General features: G+C 68.0%; 17 protein-coding genes and 1 tRNA gene. 10 read left to right on the forward strand and 8 right to left on the reverse strand.

Annotated elements, in window-relative coordinates; all coding sequences use genetic code 11:
• The first annotated feature begins 78 nt into the window (after positions 1-78).
• Complete coding sequence (locus ACTMS2_RS28135; protein WP_441178086.1) at positions 79-855, forward strand: glucose 1-dehydrogenase; 777 nt, start codon at positions 79-81, stop codon at positions 853-855.
• A gap of 103 nt (positions 856-958) precedes the next feature.
• Here the strand turns inward: ACTMS2_RS28135 and ACTMS2_RS28140 are convergent, their stop codons facing one another.
• Positions 959-1,390, reverse strand: coding sequence for an SsgA family sporulation/cell division regulator (locus ACTMS2_RS28140; RefSeq protein ID WP_067311359.1), 432 nt, complete (start codon positions 1,388-1,390; stop codon positions 959-961).
• A 303-nt stretch (positions 1,391-1,693) separates the two neighbouring features.
• Between ACTMS2_RS28140 and ACTMS2_RS28145 the strand changes: the two genes are divergently transcribed.
• Both ACTMS2_RS28145 and ACTMS2_RS28150 read left to right on the forward strand, forming a co-directional pair.
• Positions 1,694-2,239, forward strand: coding sequence for a TIGR02611 family protein (locus ACTMS2_RS28145; protein WP_441178096.1), 546 nt, complete (start codon positions 1,694-1,696; stop codon positions 2,237-2,239).
• 94 nt (positions 2,240-2,333) lie between these two features.
• Positions 2,334-2,405: transfer RNA gene (locus ACTMS2_RS28150), tRNA-Val, on the forward strand.
• Between the two features lie 77 nt (positions 2,406-2,482).
• Here the strand turns inward: ACTMS2_RS28150 and ACTMS2_RS28155 are convergent.
• From ACTMS2_RS28155 to ACTMS2_RS28165, 3 genes are read right to left on the reverse strand one after another with little or no spacing between them, the layout of a single operon-like run.
• Complete coding sequence (locus ACTMS2_RS28155) at positions 2,483-3,703, reverse strand: tyrosine-type recombinase/integrase (protein WP_441178087.1); 1,221 nt, start codon at positions 3,701-3,703, stop codon at positions 2,483-2,485.
• Positions 3,703-3,900 (reverse strand): excisionase family DNA-binding protein, encoded by a 198-nt coding sequence (locus ACTMS2_RS28160; protein WP_089001262.1) that lies wholly within the window; start codon positions 3,898-3,900, stop codon positions 3,703-3,705. The genes ACTMS2_RS28155 and ACTMS2_RS28160 overlap by 1 nt, the downstream gene beginning before the upstream one ends.
• Positions 3,897-5,468: a replication initiator gene (locus ACTMS2_RS28165; protein ID WP_089001261.1), complete on the reverse strand. Its 1,572-nt coding sequence runs from the start codon at positions 5,466-5,468 to the stop codon at positions 3,897-3,899. Before ACTMS2_RS28165 ends, ACTMS2_RS28160 begins: the two co-directional genes overlap by 4 nt.
• A gap of 564 nt (positions 5,469-6,032) precedes the next feature.
• Between ACTMS2_RS28165 and ACTMS2_RS28170 the strand changes: the two genes are divergently transcribed.
• The 3 genes from ACTMS2_RS28170 (at position 6,033) to ACTMS2_RS28180 (ending at position 8,545) form a co-directional block, all read left to right on the forward strand.
• Positions 6,033-6,401: a cyclic-phosphate processing receiver domain-containing protein gene (locus ACTMS2_RS28170; RefSeq protein ID WP_231925736.1), complete on the forward strand. Its 369-nt coding sequence runs from the start codon at positions 6,033-6,035 to the stop codon at positions 6,399-6,401.
• Positions 6,402-7,138: 737 nt separating this feature from the next.
• Positions 7,139-7,699: a hypothetical protein gene (locus ACTMS2_RS28175; protein ID WP_157747186.1), complete on the forward strand. Its 561-nt coding sequence runs from the start codon at positions 7,139-7,141 to the stop codon at positions 7,697-7,699.
• A 621-nt stretch (positions 7,700-8,320) separates the two neighbouring features.
• On the forward strand, positions 8,321-8,545 hold the full coding sequence (locus ACTMS2_RS28180) for a hypothetical protein (RefSeq protein ID WP_089003598.1): 225 nt from the start codon (positions 8,321-8,323) through the stop codon (positions 8,543-8,545).
• A 167-nt stretch (positions 8,546-8,712) separates the two neighbouring features.
• On the opposite strand, the gene ACTMS2_RS28185 is transcribed toward ACTMS2_RS28180, so the two are convergent.
• A complete protein-coding gene (locus tag ACTMS2_RS28185) occupies positions 8,713-9,792 on the reverse strand; it encodes a helix-turn-helix domain-containing protein (RefSeq protein ID WP_089001258.1) in 1,080 nt (359 codons plus the stop codon).
• A gap of 262 nt (positions 9,793-10,054) precedes the next feature.
• Here ACTMS2_RS28185 and ACTMS2_RS28190 point away from each other — a divergent pair, with 262 nt between their 5' ends.
• On the forward strand, positions 10,055-11,242 hold the full coding sequence (locus ACTMS2_RS28190; RefSeq protein ID WP_441178088.1) for a helix-turn-helix domain-containing protein: 1,188 nt from the start codon (positions 10,055-10,057) through the stop codon (positions 11,240-11,242).
• 377 nt (positions 11,243-11,619) lie between these two features.
• On the opposite strand, the gene ACTMS2_RS28195 is transcribed toward ACTMS2_RS28190, so the two are convergent.
• Entirely contained in the window at positions 11,620-12,198 is a 579-nt protein-coding gene (locus ACTMS2_RS28195) for an HD domain-containing protein (RefSeq protein ID WP_441178089.1), read from the reverse strand.
• A 463-nt stretch (positions 12,199-12,661) separates the two neighbouring features.
• Positions 12,662-12,976, reverse strand: a complete 315-nt coding sequence (locus ACTMS2_RS28200; protein WP_441178090.1) for a hypothetical protein — start codon at positions 12,974-12,976, stop codon at positions 12,662-12,664.
• A 186-nt stretch (positions 12,977-13,162) separates the two neighbouring features.
• Here ACTMS2_RS28200 and ACTMS2_RS28205 point away from each other — a divergent pair, with 186 nt between their 5' ends.
• The 3 genes from ACTMS2_RS28205 to ACTMS2_RS28215 all read left to right on the forward strand — a co-directional run bounded on the left by ACTMS2_RS28205 (position 13,163) and on the right by ACTMS2_RS28215 (position 15,890).
• A complete protein-coding gene (locus tag ACTMS2_RS28205) occupies positions 13,163-14,125 on the forward strand; it encodes a DUF817 domain-containing protein (RefSeq protein WP_441178091.1) in 963 nt (320 codons plus the stop codon).
• Between the two features lie 129 nt (positions 14,126-14,254).
• On the forward strand, positions 14,255-14,827 hold the full coding sequence (locus tag ACTMS2_RS28210) for a GNAT family N-acetyltransferase (RefSeq protein WP_441178092.1): 573 nt from the start codon (positions 14,255-14,257) through the stop codon (positions 14,825-14,827).
• 253 nt (positions 14,828-15,080) lie between these two features.
• Complete coding sequence (locus ACTMS2_RS28215; protein ID WP_441178093.1) at positions 15,081-15,890, forward strand: hypothetical protein; 810 nt, start codon at positions 15,081-15,083, stop codon at positions 15,888-15,890.
• Positions 15,891-15,900: 10 nt separating this feature from the next.
• Here the strand turns inward: ACTMS2_RS28215 and ACTMS2_RS28220 are convergent, their stop codons facing one another.
• Positions 15,901-17,856, reverse strand: coding sequence for a serine/threonine protein kinase (locus ACTMS2_RS28220; protein WP_441178094.1), 1,956 nt, complete (start codon positions 17,854-17,856; stop codon positions 15,901-15,903).
• Positions 17,857-18,076: the final 220 nt, after the last annotated feature.

The following is an 18,076-nucleotide window of genomic DNA, read 5'->3' on the forward strand; positions in this document are numbered from 1 at the left end:
GAGGCACGGCCGGAGCCGGTCCGCGCCGGTCGGGCCGCCCCGCCCCGGCGGCCCCGGCCGACTCGCGATGGGATGGGCATGACGGATCTGTTCTCGGTCGAAGGCAAGACGGTCCTGGTCACCGGCGGCTCGCGGGGGATCGGCCTGATGATCGCCCAGGGTTTCGTCCGGGCCGGCGCACACGTGATCATCTCGTCCCGCAAGGCGGACGTCTGCGAGGCCGTGGCCAAGGAACTCTCCGCCGAGGGGCGCTGCGAGGCCATCCCCGCCGACCTCGGCCACGACGCCGGCGCCGAGGGCCTGGCCGCCGCCGTACGGGAGCGGTTCGACCGGCTCGACGTGCTGGTCAACAACGCGGGCGCCACCTGGGGCGCGCCGCTGGAGTCGTACCCGGAGAGCGCGTTCGACAAGCTCTGGGCCGTCAACGTCAAGGCGGTCTTCCGGCTGACGACCGCACTGCTGCCCGCGCTGCGCGCCTCGGCCAGCGCCGACGACCCGGCCCGGGTGATCAACATCGGCTCCATCGACGGCATCCGGGTGCCGATGATGGAGGTGTACGCGTACTCGGCGACCAAGGCCGCCGTGCACATGCTCACCCGCAGCCTGGCGCACCAGCTCGCCGGCGAGCGGATCACCGTCAACGCGATCGCGCCGGGGCCGTTCGAGAGCAAGATGATGGCGTTCGCGCTGGACGACCCCGCGTCCCGGACCGCCATCGAGGGGCAGGTGCCGCTGGGCCGGATCGGTCGGCCGGAGGACATGGCCGGCACCGCGATCTACCTGTCGTCGCGCGCCGGCGCGTACCTCACCGGTGCGGTGATCCCGGTCGACGGCGGCATCACCACCCACGGCTGAGCACGGCGGGAGGCGGGAGACGGTGCGCGTACCCCCTGGTAGGCCGGAGCCGCGCGGACTCGGCAGATCCGCGCGGCCCCGGACGGCCGGAGTGGCCGGTGGTTCAGCGGCCGGCGAGCAGCCGGCTCACCGCGGTGTCGACGTCCAGGTGCTCGGCCTCGCGGCCGCGCGGAACGACGACGTAGGTCCGGCGCAGGAAGCGCACCAGGACGCTGCGCGGCACCTCGAACAGTGCGTTGCCGTCGGGCGACGACAGCGCCAGCGCGACGAAGTCCCCGCGCGGGGTGGCCCAGGGCCAGACCCGCACGTCCCCGATACCGGCCGGCTCGTCGAGACCCGTGACCAGCAGTTCCCGGGCGAACGACCAGCTGACCGCCTCGCCGCCGGCGGATTCGGCGTGGAACAGGACATGGACCGCATACGGATCAGCAGGGTCGTAACGCAGACTGGCACGCACCGGCAAGGCGGTGGCATCAGGTGCGACGAGCCTTAGCGACGTCTCGACCTCTACGGTCGTCGGTCGGATGACACTCATGGACGATCTCCCCCCGGCACCGCTGCGGAACGCGCGTGTCCCGCTTTTCCCATACTCAGGTGCTACTCCTGGCTACGCTCCGCCATACGCTGACTTCACCCAGTGGTGGGAAGGGGGTCGGAAAGGCCGCGTGAATGTGAAGATTCATGTAGGATTTCCGGTTCTGCCCAGTGCGTGATCCCGCCCGGCATCGGGTGGTTCAGTCGTCGACTTACTCCGGTAACGTCCAGTCGGCCGTTGCAGTGACGGGCGCGAGCCACACTGGGGGAGGAAATGGTTACGAAACGATCCTCAGTGGATCCGATGGCAGAGCCGGGCCCGCCGAAAGTCGCGGCCCGGCCAGCCGAAAAGCGGGGGTACGGGGTGCCGATGGAGCAGCACGAGCGGCCCGGCCGGCCGGGAGCCGACCGGGGTGACGCCGGCCGGACGATGCTGGCCGAACGGCGGCAGCGACCGCGCTGGCGGCAGCGGCTGAGCACCACCCTCGAACTGATCCGGGCCAACCCCACCGGACGGGTCGCGCTAAAGATCTTCATCGCCATCGCCGGGGCCCTCGTCGTCACCATCGGCATCGCCCTCATCCCGCTGCCCGGCCCCGGCTGGCTGCTCGTGATCGCCGGCCTCGGCGTCTGGGCCGTCGAGTTCCACTGGGCCCGCCGACTGCTCGGCTTCACCCGCCGGCACGTGCACAACTGGACGCAGTGGGTGAAGGACCGGTCGCTGGCCGTACGCTTCCTGCTCGGCTCCGTCGGCCTGGTCTTCGTCGGCTCGGTGGTCTGGCTGTCGCTGAAGTACAGCTTCGGCATCGACGTGGTCGCCGAGGCGCTGCACTACCTGGCGACGCACTGACCCGGCGCTCCGCCGGGGCGACCGGCCGCCGCGCGGCACGCGGACCCCGGATTTCCGGTCCGGTCCCTCGATCAGGTAGAGTCATCGGCGCTGAGGGCGATTAGCTCAGCGGGAGAGCGCTTCGTTCACACCGAAGAGGTCACTGGTTCGATCCCAGTATCGCCCACGCAGGTCAAAGGCCATTCCCGATCATCGGGGATGGCCTTTCTGCTGCCCGTACAGCAGCGAAGTACAGCAGTTCCGTCAGCGGCCGAGTGAGTCACCGAGGCGTTTGAGTGCGTCTCTGGTCGCTTTGGTCGATACCTGGGTGTAGATCTCCATCGTCACGGAGAAACGGGCGTGCCGAAGCACCTGCATGGCGACTCTCGGGTGGACGTCGAGATCGGCCAGGAGCGTGGCGCAGGTTCTTCTGGCGTCGTGGACGGTGATCGGCGTGACCTTCGCCTTCTCACACCTTGTCTGCCAGGAGCGCTGGAAGTTGCGTGGCTCGATGGGTGTGCCGTAGCGGGTAGTGAATACGAGGTCGTTCTCGTGCCAGGCGTTGCCGGCGGCTGCTCGTGCCTCGTCGCGTTGTTGCTGTCTGAGCTTGAAAGCGGTCAGGCAGATGTCGGGGAGGGGGAGGGTGGCGTCGGACGCCTGGGTCTTGGTGTCGCGGTGAAGGAGCTGCCCGCGCACGCGTTGGAGCTGGCGGCCGATGGTCAGCTCGCCGGCGTCGAGGTCGACGTCCTCCCACGTCAGTCCCAGCGCCTCGCCCTTGCGCAGGCCGGTGACGAGGACCAGGGCGTAGGCGGCGTAGAGCGGGTCCTCGTCTTCTTTGGCGGACTCCAGGAACTTCCGTGCCTCGTCGCTCGACCACGACTTGCCACGGCGGCGACGGACGGTGGCGAGGGTGACCGGCACGGCCGGGTTCTTGGCGATGAGGTCCTCGGCCTGGGCGTGGGTGAGGGCGGCCCGCAGTGCGGCCCGGATGTCGCTGACCGTGCGGGTCGACGGGACGGTCTGGCAGCAGCGGCCGACCGCGCAGCAACGCCGCTTGTGCTTCGGCCGGGCGGCGTCCTTACCTTGGGCGCAGCACTGGCAGGTGCGGGCCACCTGGTTGATCCAGGTCTGCACGTCGCGTGACTGGAGCCGGTCGAGCCGCTTGGACCCGAGGCCGGGGGCGATGTAGCGGCGGACGAACGTCTCGTAGGTGGCGTAGGTCAACGGTGCGCGGTTCGGCTCGATGATCTCCGACAGCCAGTAGGTGAGGAAGCTGCCGACCGTCGGGACGCTCGTTGCTACCGGTCCGGCCTTGGCCTGCTGGTGCAGCTTGATCCACTTGTCGTGGACGGCCTCGCGGGTCTTGCCGTAGACGTACTTGCGGGTGCGCCGGCCGTCCGGCTTGGTTACCCAGACGTAGGCGGCGAAGCCGTTGCGGTAGGGGAAGATGGAGCCTTCGCCGTTGGCTCGTGCACGGGCGGGCATCAGGCGGCCTCCTGGCGTTCGACCTGCTCGCGGATGTAGTCGTCGACCCATTCGGGGAGGATGCGGCGGTACTTGCCGTCCTTGATGGAGCGCAACTCGCCGGTGGCGATCTTCATCTTGACCTTGGAGATGCCGAAGCCGAGCAGGACGGCGACCTCGGCGGGGGAGTACCAGCGGGGGCGGAGGTCGTGGTTCATGCGGCGGCCCCGATGAGCCAGCCTTCGTGGGCGAGTTCTTCCCGGCCGATGCGTCTGCTCTCGCGTCGCTGCTGGGCGGCGGTGTTGGCGAGCAGGGCGTCGCCTTCGGTGAGCCAGCCGGACCCGATGTAGGTGAGGATGCCGACGGTGATGGTGTCGGCGGGTTGGTCGTCCTCCGTGCGGCGGTAGGTGGCGCGGGTGTCGCGGAGCTGGCCGAAGGTGACGGAGTAGCGGCGGGCTTTGGTGAGGAAGTGGCCGCCGAAGCCGAGCATGTGCGCCCAGCGGCGCAAGCCGCCGTAGGTGTTGGGTTTGGCGTCAAGGCTGTCTTGACGGTCGCTGGCAGCTGCGGCCCCGCTGCTGGTGTCGGTGTGGATGAGGCGGCCGAGGTGCCAGCAGGCGTCGATGAGGCGGGCGAGGTGGTCGCCTTCGGGATCGGCGTAGTCATCGATGGTGGCGGGAGTGAGTCGGGTGGAGCAGTGGCCGGTGGCTTCGGTGGCTTTGGTGGCGTACTTGGCCAGGTAGGCGGCGACCTTGCCGTCGGTCAGCTCGCCACTGGCGGTGTTGAGACGGCGGACGTCGATCTGCTCACCCCAGGCGACCAGCCAACCTCGCGGCCGGTCGGGGTGGGCGGGCGTGATGACGGTGATCTGTCGGGCGGCGACGTGGATCGCGTCTTCCAGGTCGTCAAGGGTGATGCCGGCCGGTGGCGGCACGAGAGCGTCCGGGTCGTCCGGGTCGACGCCGTCGAGGCGCAGCAGGACGTGGAAGTGCACGGCTGCCCGGCGCTGCATCTCGGCGACCTTGCCGTGGGACATGCGCACGGGCGGCACCCATCGGACCTTGCCCGAGGCAGTGACGACCCGGACGAGCGGGATGCCACGCTTGCGGCAGAGGGCGGCGAGGTGTCGCTCGATGGCCTGTTTGGTACGCCGCCACAGCTCGCCTGAGAAGTAGTTCCAGACGACCTGGTGGGCGTGGTCGTAACAGTCGAGGCACAACGGCTGGCCGAGCCGCGGATCGTCGGCGTCGTGGCGAACGAAGCACGCTGCGGGCTGCCCATGGGGGCAGGTGCCAGCGGTGCTGCGGGCGCGGCAGGGGGCGGGGCGGCAGTCGCAGCGCTGCCGGGCGGCGCAGGTGTGGCGGGAGACGTGGCGGTGGTGGACCGGACCGAAGGACGGGGCGGTGAAGGTGGAGAAGACGACCGGGTGCTGGCCGACCGATGCGGGGACGCCCTTGCCGCCGGTCAGACCGCGACAGACGACCTGGTAGGCGTCGCCCTGGTAGACCCAGGCGCAGTCTGGGCACCGCGATTCGCGGCGGTTGCCGCACGCCTTGTAGAGCGCCCGGTCGGGCAGCTCGTCGGTGTGTAGCCAGTTGGTGATGCGGCCGGTGTTCCGGTCGACGGCGGCAATGGTGCCGGTGAGGCGGATTGGGCGGGAGCAGCCGCCGGCGGGGCGGGTGTGCTCCAGCCAGCCGGAGAACTCCGGCGTAGCGGCGCGGTGCAGGACCTGGGCGTCACGGCCGACGGCGAGACCGGGCCGGTAGATGGTGAGCGGGGCGGTGGACACGACTGTCTCCTCTTCGAGGTGGCAGGGACGGGAGACGAAGCACCACCAGCCGTGGACCTGGTCCGCTGGTGGTGTTCGTCGTGTCTCCTGGCACCGCCGAGAGGCGGCTGACGCCGGAGGGCGGATGGCCGGTGATGCCACTTCCCGCCGATGGGTCATGTCCTTTCACGCTCGTGAACCTGCCGAATGGGCCGGCACGGGTGGGAGCCTGGGATGTCGGCATCCGGCGGGTTGCCGCAGGCTGTCCCCACCGTGAAGCAGTGCGAATCCGGGCCATCGTGGACGGCAGGGAAGACCGTGTTGGGGCCGCTCAGCGGATTCGGGAACCGGCATGGTGGCCGGTGCGATCGAGAGCCGGCGGGACGTGGCCCGCGTCAGCGGCAGGAAGGCCGCTCAGCATCTCCGACGTCGAGTCCAGCGATCCGGCAGGAAGGCCGCGCTGGTGTGCTCGACGAGCGCCAGAGTAGCACCGGGTACCGACACGTCAACCCGCCGTAGTCCGGTGCGAAGTGCGGGCCCCAATAGCGGTGGCGATGGCGGCGGTGCTGGCCCAAGGATGGTGCCGTGGATACCGAGAAGCTGCCAAGAATTGTGCTGGTTGACGACCTGCGCTCGTTCGTTGATGGCCGGGTGGCACAAGTTGCGCGTACCAGCAGGGCCGGCATTGAGGCGCTGGAGCGACACTGCGGACAGCGATTGGACGAGCTGTGGCTGGATCACGACCTCGGCGAGGACGACACGATCTGGCCCGTCGTCGAGGTGCTGGAGCGGGCCGCGTTTGTGGAGCGCCCGTTCGATATCGGCGTCGTTTACGTCCACTCAGCGAACCCCGCCGGCGCTAGAAAGATCATGCAGGCGTTGCGCCGCTGGGGCTACAACGTGCGCTCTGCGGCTGGGTCACCGTACGTCGGCTACCTGGCTGAGGCCGAGTAGCGGCCTGGGGAAGCCGGCTGCCGGCCGTGTGTGAGGACTTTCCTTACGTCTATCAAGGCGGCCCTGAACGGGCCGCACGCGCCGCCGCCTGGGCGCGTGTCCGTCGCTTCGCTGGCGCTCCGACTCCGGCCACGCAACACGCCCTGCGGCTGGCGCGGAGAGCGGAAAGCCCGGAGGGGCCGCCGCAGACGGGGGTGGCTCAGAGAGTGGTGGAGGTCCGTCGCCGGCAGCCGGCCGCGCCGCGCCCGAGCAGCGCGGCGCAGGGAGGGCGCGCGCCGGGTCCGCGCGGCAAGCCCCAAGCATGGGGGCGGTGTCCGCGCGGCGGCTTGCCGGTCGCCCAGGAGCGGGCTCGCAGCCGCTCAGGGTCAGGTCAACCGCTCACCTGGGAGGGGGAGGGGTGGCCGCCGGTGGCCAGCTCCGACCCCGGGAGCCGGGTCCGTGCCGGGCAAGGTTAGGTCAACCGCTCATCTGGGAGGGGGAGGGGTGGCCGCCGGTGGCCAGCTCCGACCCCGGGAGCCGGGTCCGTGCCGGGCAAGGTTAGGCCAACTGCGCCACTGTGGCGGTGTCCGCCGGGGGCGCGGTCCGTGACACGAGAGCCGACTCAGTCTGTTCCGGTGGCAGGGTCCGTACGTGCGTCAAGGCCCGCTTGACGTGGTGGGCCGGACGGCGGACCGCTGCCCAGACGGCGGGTCGGCGGCAGACAGTGCTTTGGTTCTACGGAGATAGGATCGGCGGGCATGCGACGACGTTCGAAGGTTCGGCTGTCGGTGGGTGCCGGTGCAGCGAGGAAGGCCCGGGCGTTCGGGTTCAGTCTGCCGTTTATCGTCGTGGGAGGGTTCCTGCTCTGGGTGCCCTTTGACCTGATCTTTGAGTCGCTTACGGAGAGCCCGATCAACGTGTGGGGCTCGCTGCTACCTCACCTGTTCGTCTCTGCCTGGTGCTTCTTGGGGGCCTACATCGTAGGAGCGGTCAGCTTGGCAATGGTCGCTGTGATTCCGTATGGAGCGTGGCTGGACGGGACGTTGCTCGGTGAGCGCCTGTGGCTCCGGACGCGGTGGGTGGACCTGTCCACGGCGAATATCGACACGGAGGATGACCCAAGGCGAGGCGTCATGTCACTGCTGGTCGCTGCTCCGAACCCGGAAATCCAGGTGAAATTGCCCGTACGAGGAGTGAACAGCCTGCCACCGGAGGAGTTGGTCGCGTTGGCCGACGCTATAACCGGCACAAGGGTGCGTCAGGGCTCGGACGACGCAGCCTTCGTAATCGCAGACCGTCTACGAAGCCTAGCTTCCTGATCTCTTTGGGATGATGGGCCGGCTGGGTGACTAACCGAGTGACGATCGGGGCGGACGCCAGTGGACACGCACGGACGATGGCGGACCGCGCTCCCAGGTCAAGGACCATGCAACAGCAGCTCACGTGGCGGTGCTGGTTGCCTGGGGGTCAAGGAGTCAGCCGCACGCCCTGGGGCCGCCCGCCCATGCTCTACTGGTCCCATGCGTAGGCGACGCCGTTTGTACCTGCTCTTAGCGGTAGTCGGTGCACTGATGGCCGCCACTGCACTCGCCATGACCTTGGCGTATGTGCCCGAAGGAGGTTGGCCCTTGTCTGCTCCAACCTTGTGCGCGGTCGGTGGTGCGTTGACGGGAGTTGGCATCCGGGGTGCCAGGAAGCACCAACGCCCCGAGAAACAACTGCCAGGTTCTGGGGCACACACGGGGCACAAGACGGCGTGAAACGTCGGCAACCAGCGACCAATGACGTGAGCCCAAGATGGGGCGTGACCAGTGCGCCGGTCAGGTCAGCGCAGGTCACGGGAGGCCCGGTCTAGGTTCCGCTTCAACTCACCGACTTCGGGCCGTGGACGGGCCGTCGGGACCGTGGCTGGGCTGTCAGACAGCCGTAGGGTGCGGGACATGCCTAAGGAAGTTGTTCTTCGCCTTGACCGACCGACAGCCACGTCGCTCGCGGACCTGATCTACAACATCGGCGAGCACCAGGCCGCCGGCATGCCCATCGCTCAGTTGTCGAGTGACGACAGCGAAAGGCTCGGGCGGGTGCTCTACGACCTCTGGCGAGCCTTGGGCGTCTCGCTCCCGTACGGCGACGCTCCCGGGAAGGAACCTCGACGCCGGATTTGATCGCTCTCGCGCGGAGGTCGCTGACAGCAGCAGTGACAGCAACGTGCCGAGAGGAGGGCAGCCGCCGCCGGCCGGACGCAGACAGCCGTCCGAGGTCGCGGACGCGGACGGACTCCGCCGGACGGAGCGCCCAGAACTTACCAACGAGGGGTCGAGTTTCTGGTGGTTCAGCGTCGCTGTCGGGCGGCCTTCTCGACTTCGCGGAGAACGAGGCCGAGGGTTTGCGAGCGGCGGTTGGTCGGTAGTGCTGCCCATGCGCGTCGGGCGTGTGCCAGTCCGCCGGGTCCGTCGCCGGCTTTGGCCATCATGAGGGCGCGATGGAGTTCGATGTGGGTGGCGAAGCGGGTCAGCGAGGCGGGCCGGAGGCGGTCGGCGTCGGTCTGGGCCTGCTCGCCGGGTTGGATCAGCCCGAGGCGGGCGTAGAGCATGGACCGGAAGGTCGCCATGCGCCAGGCCGGGACGGCGGCGTCGGAGATTTCGCCGTCGGGTGAGGCGGTGTGGTCGAAGACCCGTTGCGCGTCCTCGTCCGAGGCGATGGCTGCGGCGGTGTCGCCGCGTCCAGCGGCGACGTGTGCGCGGGCCATCAGTGCCTGGAGCCGACCGAGTGAGGGACGGTCAGACAATGCGATGGCTTCGTCCGCGTAGCGCTGTGCGACGGGGAGTGCGGCGCCCTCGTAGGCCAGAGCGATGGCGGCTCGACCGCGTACCCAGACACGGACGGCGAGGTCGTCGGAGCGGTCGGCGGCGACCCGGGCGGTGTCGTACCAGCCGATCGCCTCGGTCGGGTCCTTGGTCGTCTTGCCGTAGGTGGTCAGGGCACGGGCGGCGGTCGCCCACATGGCCGGGTTGTCGAGTTGCTGTTGCATGACGACGAGGTCGCTCGCGAGCCGTGTTTGCAGGGAATCCGCGCCGATCTCCATGTAGTCGCGGCCGTACTGGTCGACGCGGTCACGCCAGCGGTCGGTGCTGTCGCGGTGGCCGGCGAGTGCGGCGGTGAAGCCGTTGCGTATCAACTCGTTGGCGGCGATGGGGCCGATGGTGGCTGCGGCGAGGAGGTCTCTGCGTCTCACGTCCGCTTCTCCCAACGCTCGCGCGTACGCGAGCACGATGTCTGGCGTCGCGGTCCGGCGTCCCGCTTCGACGTTGCTGAGGTGCGAGGCCGAGTAGCAGGTACGGGTCGCGATGGAGGCCAGGGTCACGCCTGCCTCAATCCGAGCCTGCCTCAATTGCACACCGAGGTCATCCATCGGATCCCCTGTGAAAGGTCCTGAAAGCATCGAGGTGCTTCCGAGCGTAGTCGCGCGGTCACCAGAGTAGATCCCACATGAAGCGGGAGCGGAAGCACTGCGGAGGCAGGGATGAGCGACAACACCGCAGGCGACGGGGCGGGCGAGCGGACCCAGGCAGCGGAGCAGGAGGCGGCCAAGAGGCGGATTCTGGAGCAGGCCGAGGCTGAGCGCATACCAGTCGAGGAAACGACTCGGGCTGTGCCGGATCGGCGGTGGCGTCGTGACCGGTGATTCGGTGCCGATCGGTCGGCGTGTTGCCTACCTGCGGGCACGGCGCAAGCTGTCACAGCAGTCATTCGCGGATCGCCTGGGGAAATCCAAGAGCTGGGTGGACAAGGTCGAGCGCGGGGTGCGGTCCTTGGAGCGGGTGTCGACCATCCGGGAAATTGCCGCGGTTCTTCGGGTCGACACCGCGGCACTGCTCGGACGTGATGCTCAGTCCGCCGAGCTGGCCGAGCGTACCGAAGGCATTTCCCGGATCCGGGCGGCCCTGTCCACGTACGGGATGGCGTTCGGTCAACCGGTTGCTTGCCGGGACGCGTCACCTGACCAGTTGAGCCGGGCGGTGGGACACGCGTGGACCACCTACCAGCACGCCCGGTATCCGCAGTTGATCGAGCGATTGCCGACGCTGTTGACGGATGTCCAACGGCTTCAGGCGCGGAACCCGAATGCTGACCGTACGGCCGTGGTGCAGGCGTACCGGGTGACGGCGGCGCTGCTGGTCAAGCTCGACGAGGTAAGCCTCGCCTGGCTGACCGCCGACCGAGCGATGTCCGCCGCGACCGGTGACCGGGTGCTGCTGGCCTGCGCGGCGATGCAGCTCGGCCAGGTGCTGCGCGCGTCGGCGCGGGCGAAGACGATGCTGCTGGCCGCCGCGTACCGGGTTGCTCCAGCCGACCTGGACGATGGCACACCGCAGGAGCTGTCCCTGTGCGGTTCGCTACTCATGCAGGCTGCCCTGACAGCGGCCAGAGCGGGCGACGACCGCGCCGCCGGTGACCTGCTGGACGAGGCGACGGAGATGGCTGCCCGGGTGGGCGACGGGCAGGACCACCATCAGACGGCCTTTGGACCGACGGCCGTCGACCTGGCCCGAGTGGCCGCCGCAGTCGAACTGGACGAGGGGACCGGTGCGGTTGCCCAGCACGAGAGAACCATCGTGCGAGACGGATGGCGATGGCTGCCGCTCGAACATCGTGCCGCGCATCTGATCAACGCCGCGCGTGCGTACCTCCAGATCGGCGATGTAACCGAGGCGGCTCGGACTCTGATGCAGGCCGACAACATAGCGCCATCGGAGATACGGCACCGACCGACGGCGCGGAACGTCGTCGTCGAGGTTGCCCAACATCCGAACGCGCCTACGGCGATCACTGATCTCGCCACCAGTCTGGGCCTGGTCTGAGCGTGGGTGCCCTTCGGGCGCGGGGCGAAAGTACAGCAGTGAAGTACAGCAACCATGCCAACTGAACCGGGTCGAATAGTGCGTCAGCAGGCCGCTCGACCTCGCATCCAGCCCGATCCGACCCGCTCGCCGACAGTTCACACCGAAGAGGTCACTGGTTCGATCCCAGTATCGCCCACCATCGAAGTAACGCAGAAGAGCCACCCTCGGAAGAGGGTGGCTCTTGCTGATTCCATCGTCAGTCGTCGTTGGGCGTCAGCGAACGCGTCGCGGATGCGTTGATCCCGCCCGTCCGAGCGGTGGGTGTAGAGGCCCCAATCACATCGATGATCAGGGCCTCTTCATTCCTGATGACTGAGTGAGCGAATGCTTTGGGCTCACCTCGGCGGCGGGGGAGTGAGCCAGGCGAGGGGTTGTCCGCTGAGAGCGGCGTCGGCGAGGCGGTGGGCGCTGCCGGTCTTGAGTGCTGCTCGTGAGCTGTCGATCCAGCGCTGGACGTTGTCGACGCCCTGGTGGCGGTATTCAACTGCTTGGACGAGGCATTCCAGCTTGTCAGCGTCGCGAGCGACGACGGCTTCTGGTGTCTCACCCGCCTCGTACTCGGCGACGGCTGCGGTGATGGCGTCGGCGACGGCTGGTGGGCAGTCGGCGACCTGGTCGGCGGTGACGGTGGTGTTGGGTACGGGGGTGAGGTAGCGCTTGGCTATGTGCGGGATGTCGGTGATCCGGGTTTCCTGGGTGTCGTGCAGGACGCAGAGCATTGACACGCGGGCCGGGTCGGCGCCTTCCATGGCGGCGAGCATCATTCCGATGAGCGCTGCGCGGAACGAGTGTTCGGCGATGGACTCGGGGTGCTTGACGCCGGCGAACCACCAGCCGGTGCGGGCAGCGCGTTTGAGGACGCCGGCTTCGAAGATGAAGCTCATTGCTCCGGTGGCGTCGTGGTCGTCGGTCATCTGCCCGTCCCTGTGCCGGTGAGTCCGTCCGCCCGCAGGGGAGCGGGATACAGCGATCCACAAGTGGATCCCACCCGGCCCCGACTACGACCAGGAGGTCTGGGACGAGCAGGTCCGCCAGCACAAGCAGGGACACCTCAGGAACGAGCAACCCAAGGTCCGCATCCAGCGCCTCGTCTGATGCCAGCACTACAGCAGCGAAGTACAGAGCGGTGCCAGTCGAAACGAGCCGAGAAGCGCCTCAGCAGACCGTTTGGCCGCGCACCGAGCCCGACCCGGCCCGCTCGCCGAGAGTACACACCGACGAGGTCACTGGTTCGACCTGAGTATCGCCCGTCGTTAATAGTTGCAGGTAGCGAGCCCGTCGCCGGAACCACCGGTAACGGGCTTTCGCATTGTTGCCCCCACTGACACACGCCGAGGTGTCCGGCCGATTGGCGTCACTGCACCCGTCGGTTCCGCTTCAGGCGCAGCCGCGGTACTGCAAGGCGGCGTCCTTCATGTAGGCCCAGAGTGCCATGCCGTTCCAGTAGTCGTAGGTGATTGTCCACCCGTTGGCGGTGTTCCCGGTGGGGCCGGTAACGACCTGTCCGTAGCGGCGGGTGCCATACAGGGTCGACTCGTTGGGGGCGGTGTACATGCCCGCGTAGTCCCAGACGACGGTGAAGCTGCTCGTCGTGCAGGCCGCCTGCGCCGTCCCGGCCGGTACGAGAGCCGTCAGCGTGGTCGCCGCGAGGCAGGCCGCCATCGTGTGTAGTAGCAGTCGTCGAACGGTCATTGCGCCATTCTATCGATGGTCTTGAACGAATGCAGCTGGCATCATCGCCCAACGCCGCTCCGTAGGCCGGCCACCGCGCGGTCTGGGCCGGCACTACCCGTGGCACGGTTCTGTCCCCGCCGTGCCAGGACCAACAACGGCCCGCCCGTACCGGTCGAATCATGAGACGCGGCCTAACCTCTGGCGATGCGACACGACACCGCCGCAACGGCCACGCTCACCACGGCCGAACGGGCGATCGATGCCCACCTCCGTGCCGCGCTGGCCCGGCTGCCACGTCACGGGCTGGCCGGGTGGCTGACCGAGTTCGTGGCCTTCGGACTCAAACAGGCATGGGCATGCGTCTTCGGTGCCGCCATGCTCGCGGTCATCTGCGCGGCGCACCTGTGGTATCCGGACGACGCCGTGCTCGCCCGCAACGATGCCCTCACCGTCGCCGCCGTCGTCATCCAGGTCGCGATGCTCGCCGGACGCCTGGAGACGCTGCGCGAGCTACGAGTAATCGTCCTGTTCCACCTCGTCGGCACCCTCATGGAACTGGTCAAGACCCACATCGGCTCATGGGCCTACGAGCCCGACGGCGTGCTAAGGCTCGGAGGAGTGCCCCTGTTCAGCGGCTTCATGTACGCCGCGGTCGGCTCCTACATGGTGCGAGTGAATCGGCTTTTCAACCTGCGCTTCACGCGCTACCCGAGACGCTGGTGGACGGCCGCGGTGGCTGCCGCGATCTATCTCAACTTCTTCGCCAACCACTACCTACACGACCTGCGGTGGCTGCTCATCGCGGCCGTCGCACTCGTGTTCGGACGCTGTGTCATGCATTTCCGCATCTTCCGGGCACGGTGGCGCATGCCTCTGCTGCTGGCCTTCGTCCTCGTCGCCTTCTTCATCTGGCTCGCGGAGAACATCGCCACCTGGTCCAACGCCTGGCTCTACCCGAGCCAGACGGACGGCTGGCATCCGGTCTCGCTGACAAAGCTGGCCTCCTGGTTCCTCTTGATGATCATCTCTGTCGTGCTGGTCACCTGGATCTCACCGCCGCAACCACCCGACGACAAGCAGCCACCCCAACCGGCGGAGAGTCAGACCTCAACGACGCCGGGTGCCGCCTCGGTCAGAGGCGCGGAGAGCTCTCCTACCGCCAGTTGATGTGCACGGATCTGTAGCCGATGAGCGGGCACGTCGTTCCTCCTGCCCTGCCGAGAAAATCCATTGCGAGTGGCCGGCACCGGATGTCGGATTGATCGGCCATCGCTCACAGGAGGGAACATGACACCCGTGTCGCTGCCCACCCCCACGCTGCACACCCCTCGCCTTCGACTGCGTCCCTTCGACGACGCGGATGCGAACGACCTCTTCGCGCTGCACAGCAACGCCTACGTGCTGCGCTACTGGGACGCGCCGCCGTGGAGCGACCGCGTGCGCGCCGAGCGGTTCATCACAGCTTGCCGGCAGATGGCAGAGGGAGGCACCGGGGCGGGGCTGGCCGTGGATCGCGTCTCCGACGGGGCGTTCATCGGCTGGTGCAGCCTGAACCCGTGGAACCCGGACTACCGCAGCGCATCGCTGGGCTACTGCTTCGACGATGCAGCGTGGGGCCAGGGCTACGCGACGGAGGCCGCACGCGCTCTGCTGCGGTGGGCATTCGACACGCTGAACCTGAATCGCGTCCAGGCTGAGACCGATACCCGCAACGTGGCATCTGCCCGCGTGCTGGAGAAGCTCGGGTTCGTGCATGAGGGGACGTTGCGGGAAGACTGCGTCGTGAACGGCGAGGTCTCTGACTCGTGGGTCTACGGGCTGATCAGGCGGGAGTGGCGGCCGTCGTCCGAGCCGACCCCCGCCCGCTGAGCCCTCGCTTCCTCTCGCGACGTCGCCCGGCATCCGGGTGCTTCGCTTCGCCGCGTCGAGGGCCGGCACCGGGCACTCCCATGCAGCGATCCGCGCGCTTGCAGCCGAACTGGCTCGTCCCCCGGTTGAGCCGTTTCGGGAACTCGCTCACGATGAGTGCAGCGTCCTGCTTCAAACGGAGTGCTCAGCGGATGGTTGATCCCGCTCGATCGAGCGATAACCTATCGATGTGTTTGCGACTGTTCCCCGGTTCGTGACTGGCTCGCTGGCCTGGGCGCTGTTGGCGATGTCGGGTTGCTCCTCCCCGGACGGGTCACCCACACCGTCACCATCCCGCGAGATCCGGGATTTCGACTTCGCCAACGCCGAGTGGTTCGACACGTCGGTGGCGGAGACCATCAAACTCGAACAAGGTTCCGCCAAGCGGAGCGACGACGCCTCCATCAGTCCAATGGACGGTGGCGGCTCATGGAAACTTCTCGACGCGCCGCGCTTCGCGGACGCGGATGGAGACGGCGACGAAGATGCTGCGGTGGGTTTGAGCACATCGGGCGGGCAATCCGTGAATGTTGCCTGGTACATCTGGCTGTGGCGCGACGGCTCCGCCCTCCAACTGCAGAAACCGATTGTGTCGACGACCAGGTGTGATCGCCCAATCGAGGCGGTAACCGCGGTGACGGGCGGGTTCGAGGTACGAGCGTTCCTCTTCCAATCCGACCAGGACAACTGCGGTGGTGGTGGCGTCGTGCCGATCTCGTACGTGGCAGGTGTGCGTGATGGATGGCCGGTTCGGGTCAGGCCGACGTATGGGCCGCTTGCGACGTGTGACCCGAAGAGATTGATCGTGCCGCTGCGCCCAGGCGGAGTGGTCCAGTTGCGCGTCGATACCGACGACCGCGCGCCGATCGTCGAGCCCGCGCAGAAGTACGACAGCCTGTTGGTGAGTGAGCTCGCGGTGTCGCCCTACATACCCGAGGAGCAGAAAGGGGACTGGGTGCTGGCGAGGGCGGCCCGTGGCAACGAGCTGATCTGCGGCTACGTACGCATGGATCAGATTCTCTAGGAGCGGCGGATCAGGTCTGGTACCTGGTCCAGAGCTCGACGAGGTCCGTACCGCTGCTACCCGTGACCAGGAGTCCGATGAGCTGATTCTTCGGATCCGTCCAGACGACCGCCCGTTCTGTCTGGCTCCATTCGAAGACGTGCAAGCCTGGGGGAGCAGCGGCCTCACCCGGCCTCAGGTTGGCCGGAGGCTTGGCAGCGAGGTAGCGGTTACGGACAGCGGTGAAGTCTCTGCTGTCCCTGAACTCGGCGAACATCACCGCCAAGTTTCCGCCGTTGTCGCAGTAGATGCTCTTGGACGGGGCAATCTTCGGACCCGGTTGCGAGGGGAAGCTCCCGTTGATGACCGTGTCGCCTGAACCACTACGGCAACCCGCCCAGCTCGGATAGCTGTCCCAGGGCGCCACGAAATCGTCCATCACGAACAACGCCAGCTCTCCCGGCGTCTTCGGCAGGCCAGCGAAGGGATTCTTCGGCTCCCCGGACTCGGGCGCGGACCCGTTTTCACCGGGCGATCCGTTACCGTTCAGCTGGTCCACCAGGACCGGAGCGGTGATCCCCAGTGCGGCAGCCACCGCACCGACCAGGAGCCAGGCTCGCGGTCGCCGAAGAACGCCGCGCTGCCGGGTGGGTCGGGGACCCTTGCTCGGCTGGATCCGGAGGTTCTGTCTGATCCTGTAGTCCACGTCGCTGCGTCCGGACAGCTCCTCGCGGATCCGCGAATGCGCGGGCCAACGGCGCAGAGCGACGGCGAGGCTGGAGGCCGCTTGTCCGGTGCGGCTGCCCATCCACTCTGAGACCTCCGCGAGGCTTCTGCGGTCACCGACTCGCGCGCTCAGCAGCAGGAGACTCTCGATCGTCTCGTCCAGCAGATCCCAGTGCTCACCCTCCTCGGCCTGGTGAGCCACGACCAGCAACCACCGGATCACGTCAGGCGGGTTGGTCGCAGCCTCGGGATCTCGGCTGACCGGCACGCGCAGCAGGCGTACGACCTCGGCCGCAGCCCCCGGATCGGCGGTGATCGCCCCGTGCGTCTGCTCGTCGGGAAGACCGAGCACGCCATCCCGTAGGATTCGGCAGTTCTCGTCCGACTGGGCTGCCAGTCTCAACAGTTCCAGCGGCGCTGCGGAATCCCCGGTCCGCGCCCTGGCAAGTAGCTGGCCGCCACGGTGGACCACGACTTCCGGATTGTCCAACTCGTCGGCGATCATCGCGAGCAGATCGTCAACGCTGCCGATGCGACGATCGACGTCATGCAGGGTCGCCGCCTTGACGATGGCCCGCCAAGGACCGCCATCAGGCAACAGGGGGATGTTGGCATGCGGCGGAACACCGGTCAGCGCCCAACCGATGATCTGCCCGATGCTGTAGATGTCGGCCGGCGGACCGGCGGCGTGGGCGTCTACGGCGAGCTCGGGTGCGGCGAAACCCTCGGTGCCGAACGCGGTGCCCATCCGCGTGCGGCGCGCGTCGGTCGTCTGCCCCCGCGGACGCCGCCCCAGACCCCAGTCGGCAACGACCCAGCGCCCGTCGAGCCGCAGCAGATTGTCCGGCTTGAGGTCCCGATGTATCCAGCCCTGTTCGTGCGGCAGGCGCAGCGCCTGGCAGATGGCACTTATCAGGTCACGCAGTGCCCCGGTCTCGGCCAGGTCCTTGGCCAGGGTGAGCGCGGTAGCCTCCGCGAGTGGCATGACGAACCATTCGAAGGCCGAATCGTGGTCGAGCACCGGCATGACATTGGGATGATCGCCGAAAATCGTTGCCGCCTCGATTTCCCGCTTCATGCGCGCGATCATGTCCACGTGCCGAATATTCACCCGCTTGAACGCCACCCGGCGGCCGCTCCGCTTGTGCGTGGCGGCGAAGACCGTGGCCTGCCCGCCACGGGCGATCGGCCGCGGATCGAGCGCGTAGTCCCTGCGATTGCCGGACGCCGCTGTCGGGACCGTAGCATCGTCGGAACTCAAAGCCTCGCTCCTGCGAAAAGGGGCACCGGGCGATGCGCGGCACCAATCATCGCAGATCGCGGGGCCTGAGACGATGCCCCATCGGTGGGTCCTCGCGGGCCAGGCACACGGTGGTGCTCCTTCGTCGTCGGGCCGGATAGACCTAGGGCCTGTGTCGAAGTCGGTCACAGCCACTCGTTGATGGCCGCGAGGTGGATGATGGCTTCGTAGCGCACAGCGA

It is taken from the genome of Micromonospora sp. SD12, from assembly GCF_052068495.1.
GTDB lineage: Bacteria > Actinomycetota > Actinomycetes > Mycobacteriales > Micromonosporaceae > Micromonospora > Micromonospora echinofusca.

What these genes read in the sequence shown, in the direction of transcription:
- ACTMS2_RS28195 (WP_441178089.1), bottom strand. Translation starts at nt 12,198, where the DNA reads ATGACCGACGACCACGACGCCACCGGAGCAATGAGCTTCATCTTCGAA.
- ACTMS2_RS28200 (WP_441178090.1), bottom strand. Translation starts at nt 12,976, where the DNA reads ATGACCGTTCGACGACTGCTACTACACACGATGGCGGCCTGCCTCGCG.
- ACTMS2_RS28145 (WP_441178096.1), top strand. Translation starts at nt 1,694, where the DNA reads ATGGCAGAGCCGGGCCCGCCGAAAGTCGCGGCCCGGCCAGCCGAAAAG.
- ACTMS2_RS28180 (WP_089003598.1), top strand. Translation starts at nt 8,321, where the DNA reads ATGCCTAAGGAAGTTGTTCTTCGCCTTGACCGACCGACAGCCACGTCG.
- ACTMS2_RS28140 (WP_067311359.1), bottom strand. Translation starts at nt 1,390, where the DNA reads ATGAGTGTCATCCGACCGACGACCGTAGAGGTCGAGACGTCGCTAAGG.
- ACTMS2_RS28160 (WP_089001262.1), bottom strand. Translation starts at nt 3,900, where the DNA reads ATGAACCACGACCTCCGCCCCCGCTGGTACTCCCCCGCCGAGGTCGCC.
- ACTMS2_RS28185 (WP_089001258.1), bottom strand. Translation starts at nt 9,792, where the DNA reads ATGGATGACCTCGGTGTGCAATTGAGGCAGGCTCGGATTGAGGCAGGC.
- ACTMS2_RS28155 (WP_441178087.1), bottom strand. Translation starts at nt 3,703, where the DNA reads ATGCCCGCCCGTGCACGAGCCAACGGCGAAGGCTCCATCTTCCCCTAC.
- ACTMS2_RS28175 (WP_157747186.1), top strand. Translation starts at nt 7,139, where the DNA reads ATGCGACGACGTTCGAAGGTTCGGCTGTCGGTGGGTGCCGGTGCAGCG.
- ACTMS2_RS28135 (WP_441178086.1), top strand. Translation starts at nt 79, where the DNA reads ATGACGGATCTGTTCTCGGTCGAAGGCAAGACGGTCCTGGTCACCGGC.
- ACTMS2_RS28205 (WP_441178091.1), top strand. Translation starts at nt 13,163, where the DNA reads ATGCGACACGACACCGCCGCAACGGCCACGCTCACCACGGCCGAACGG.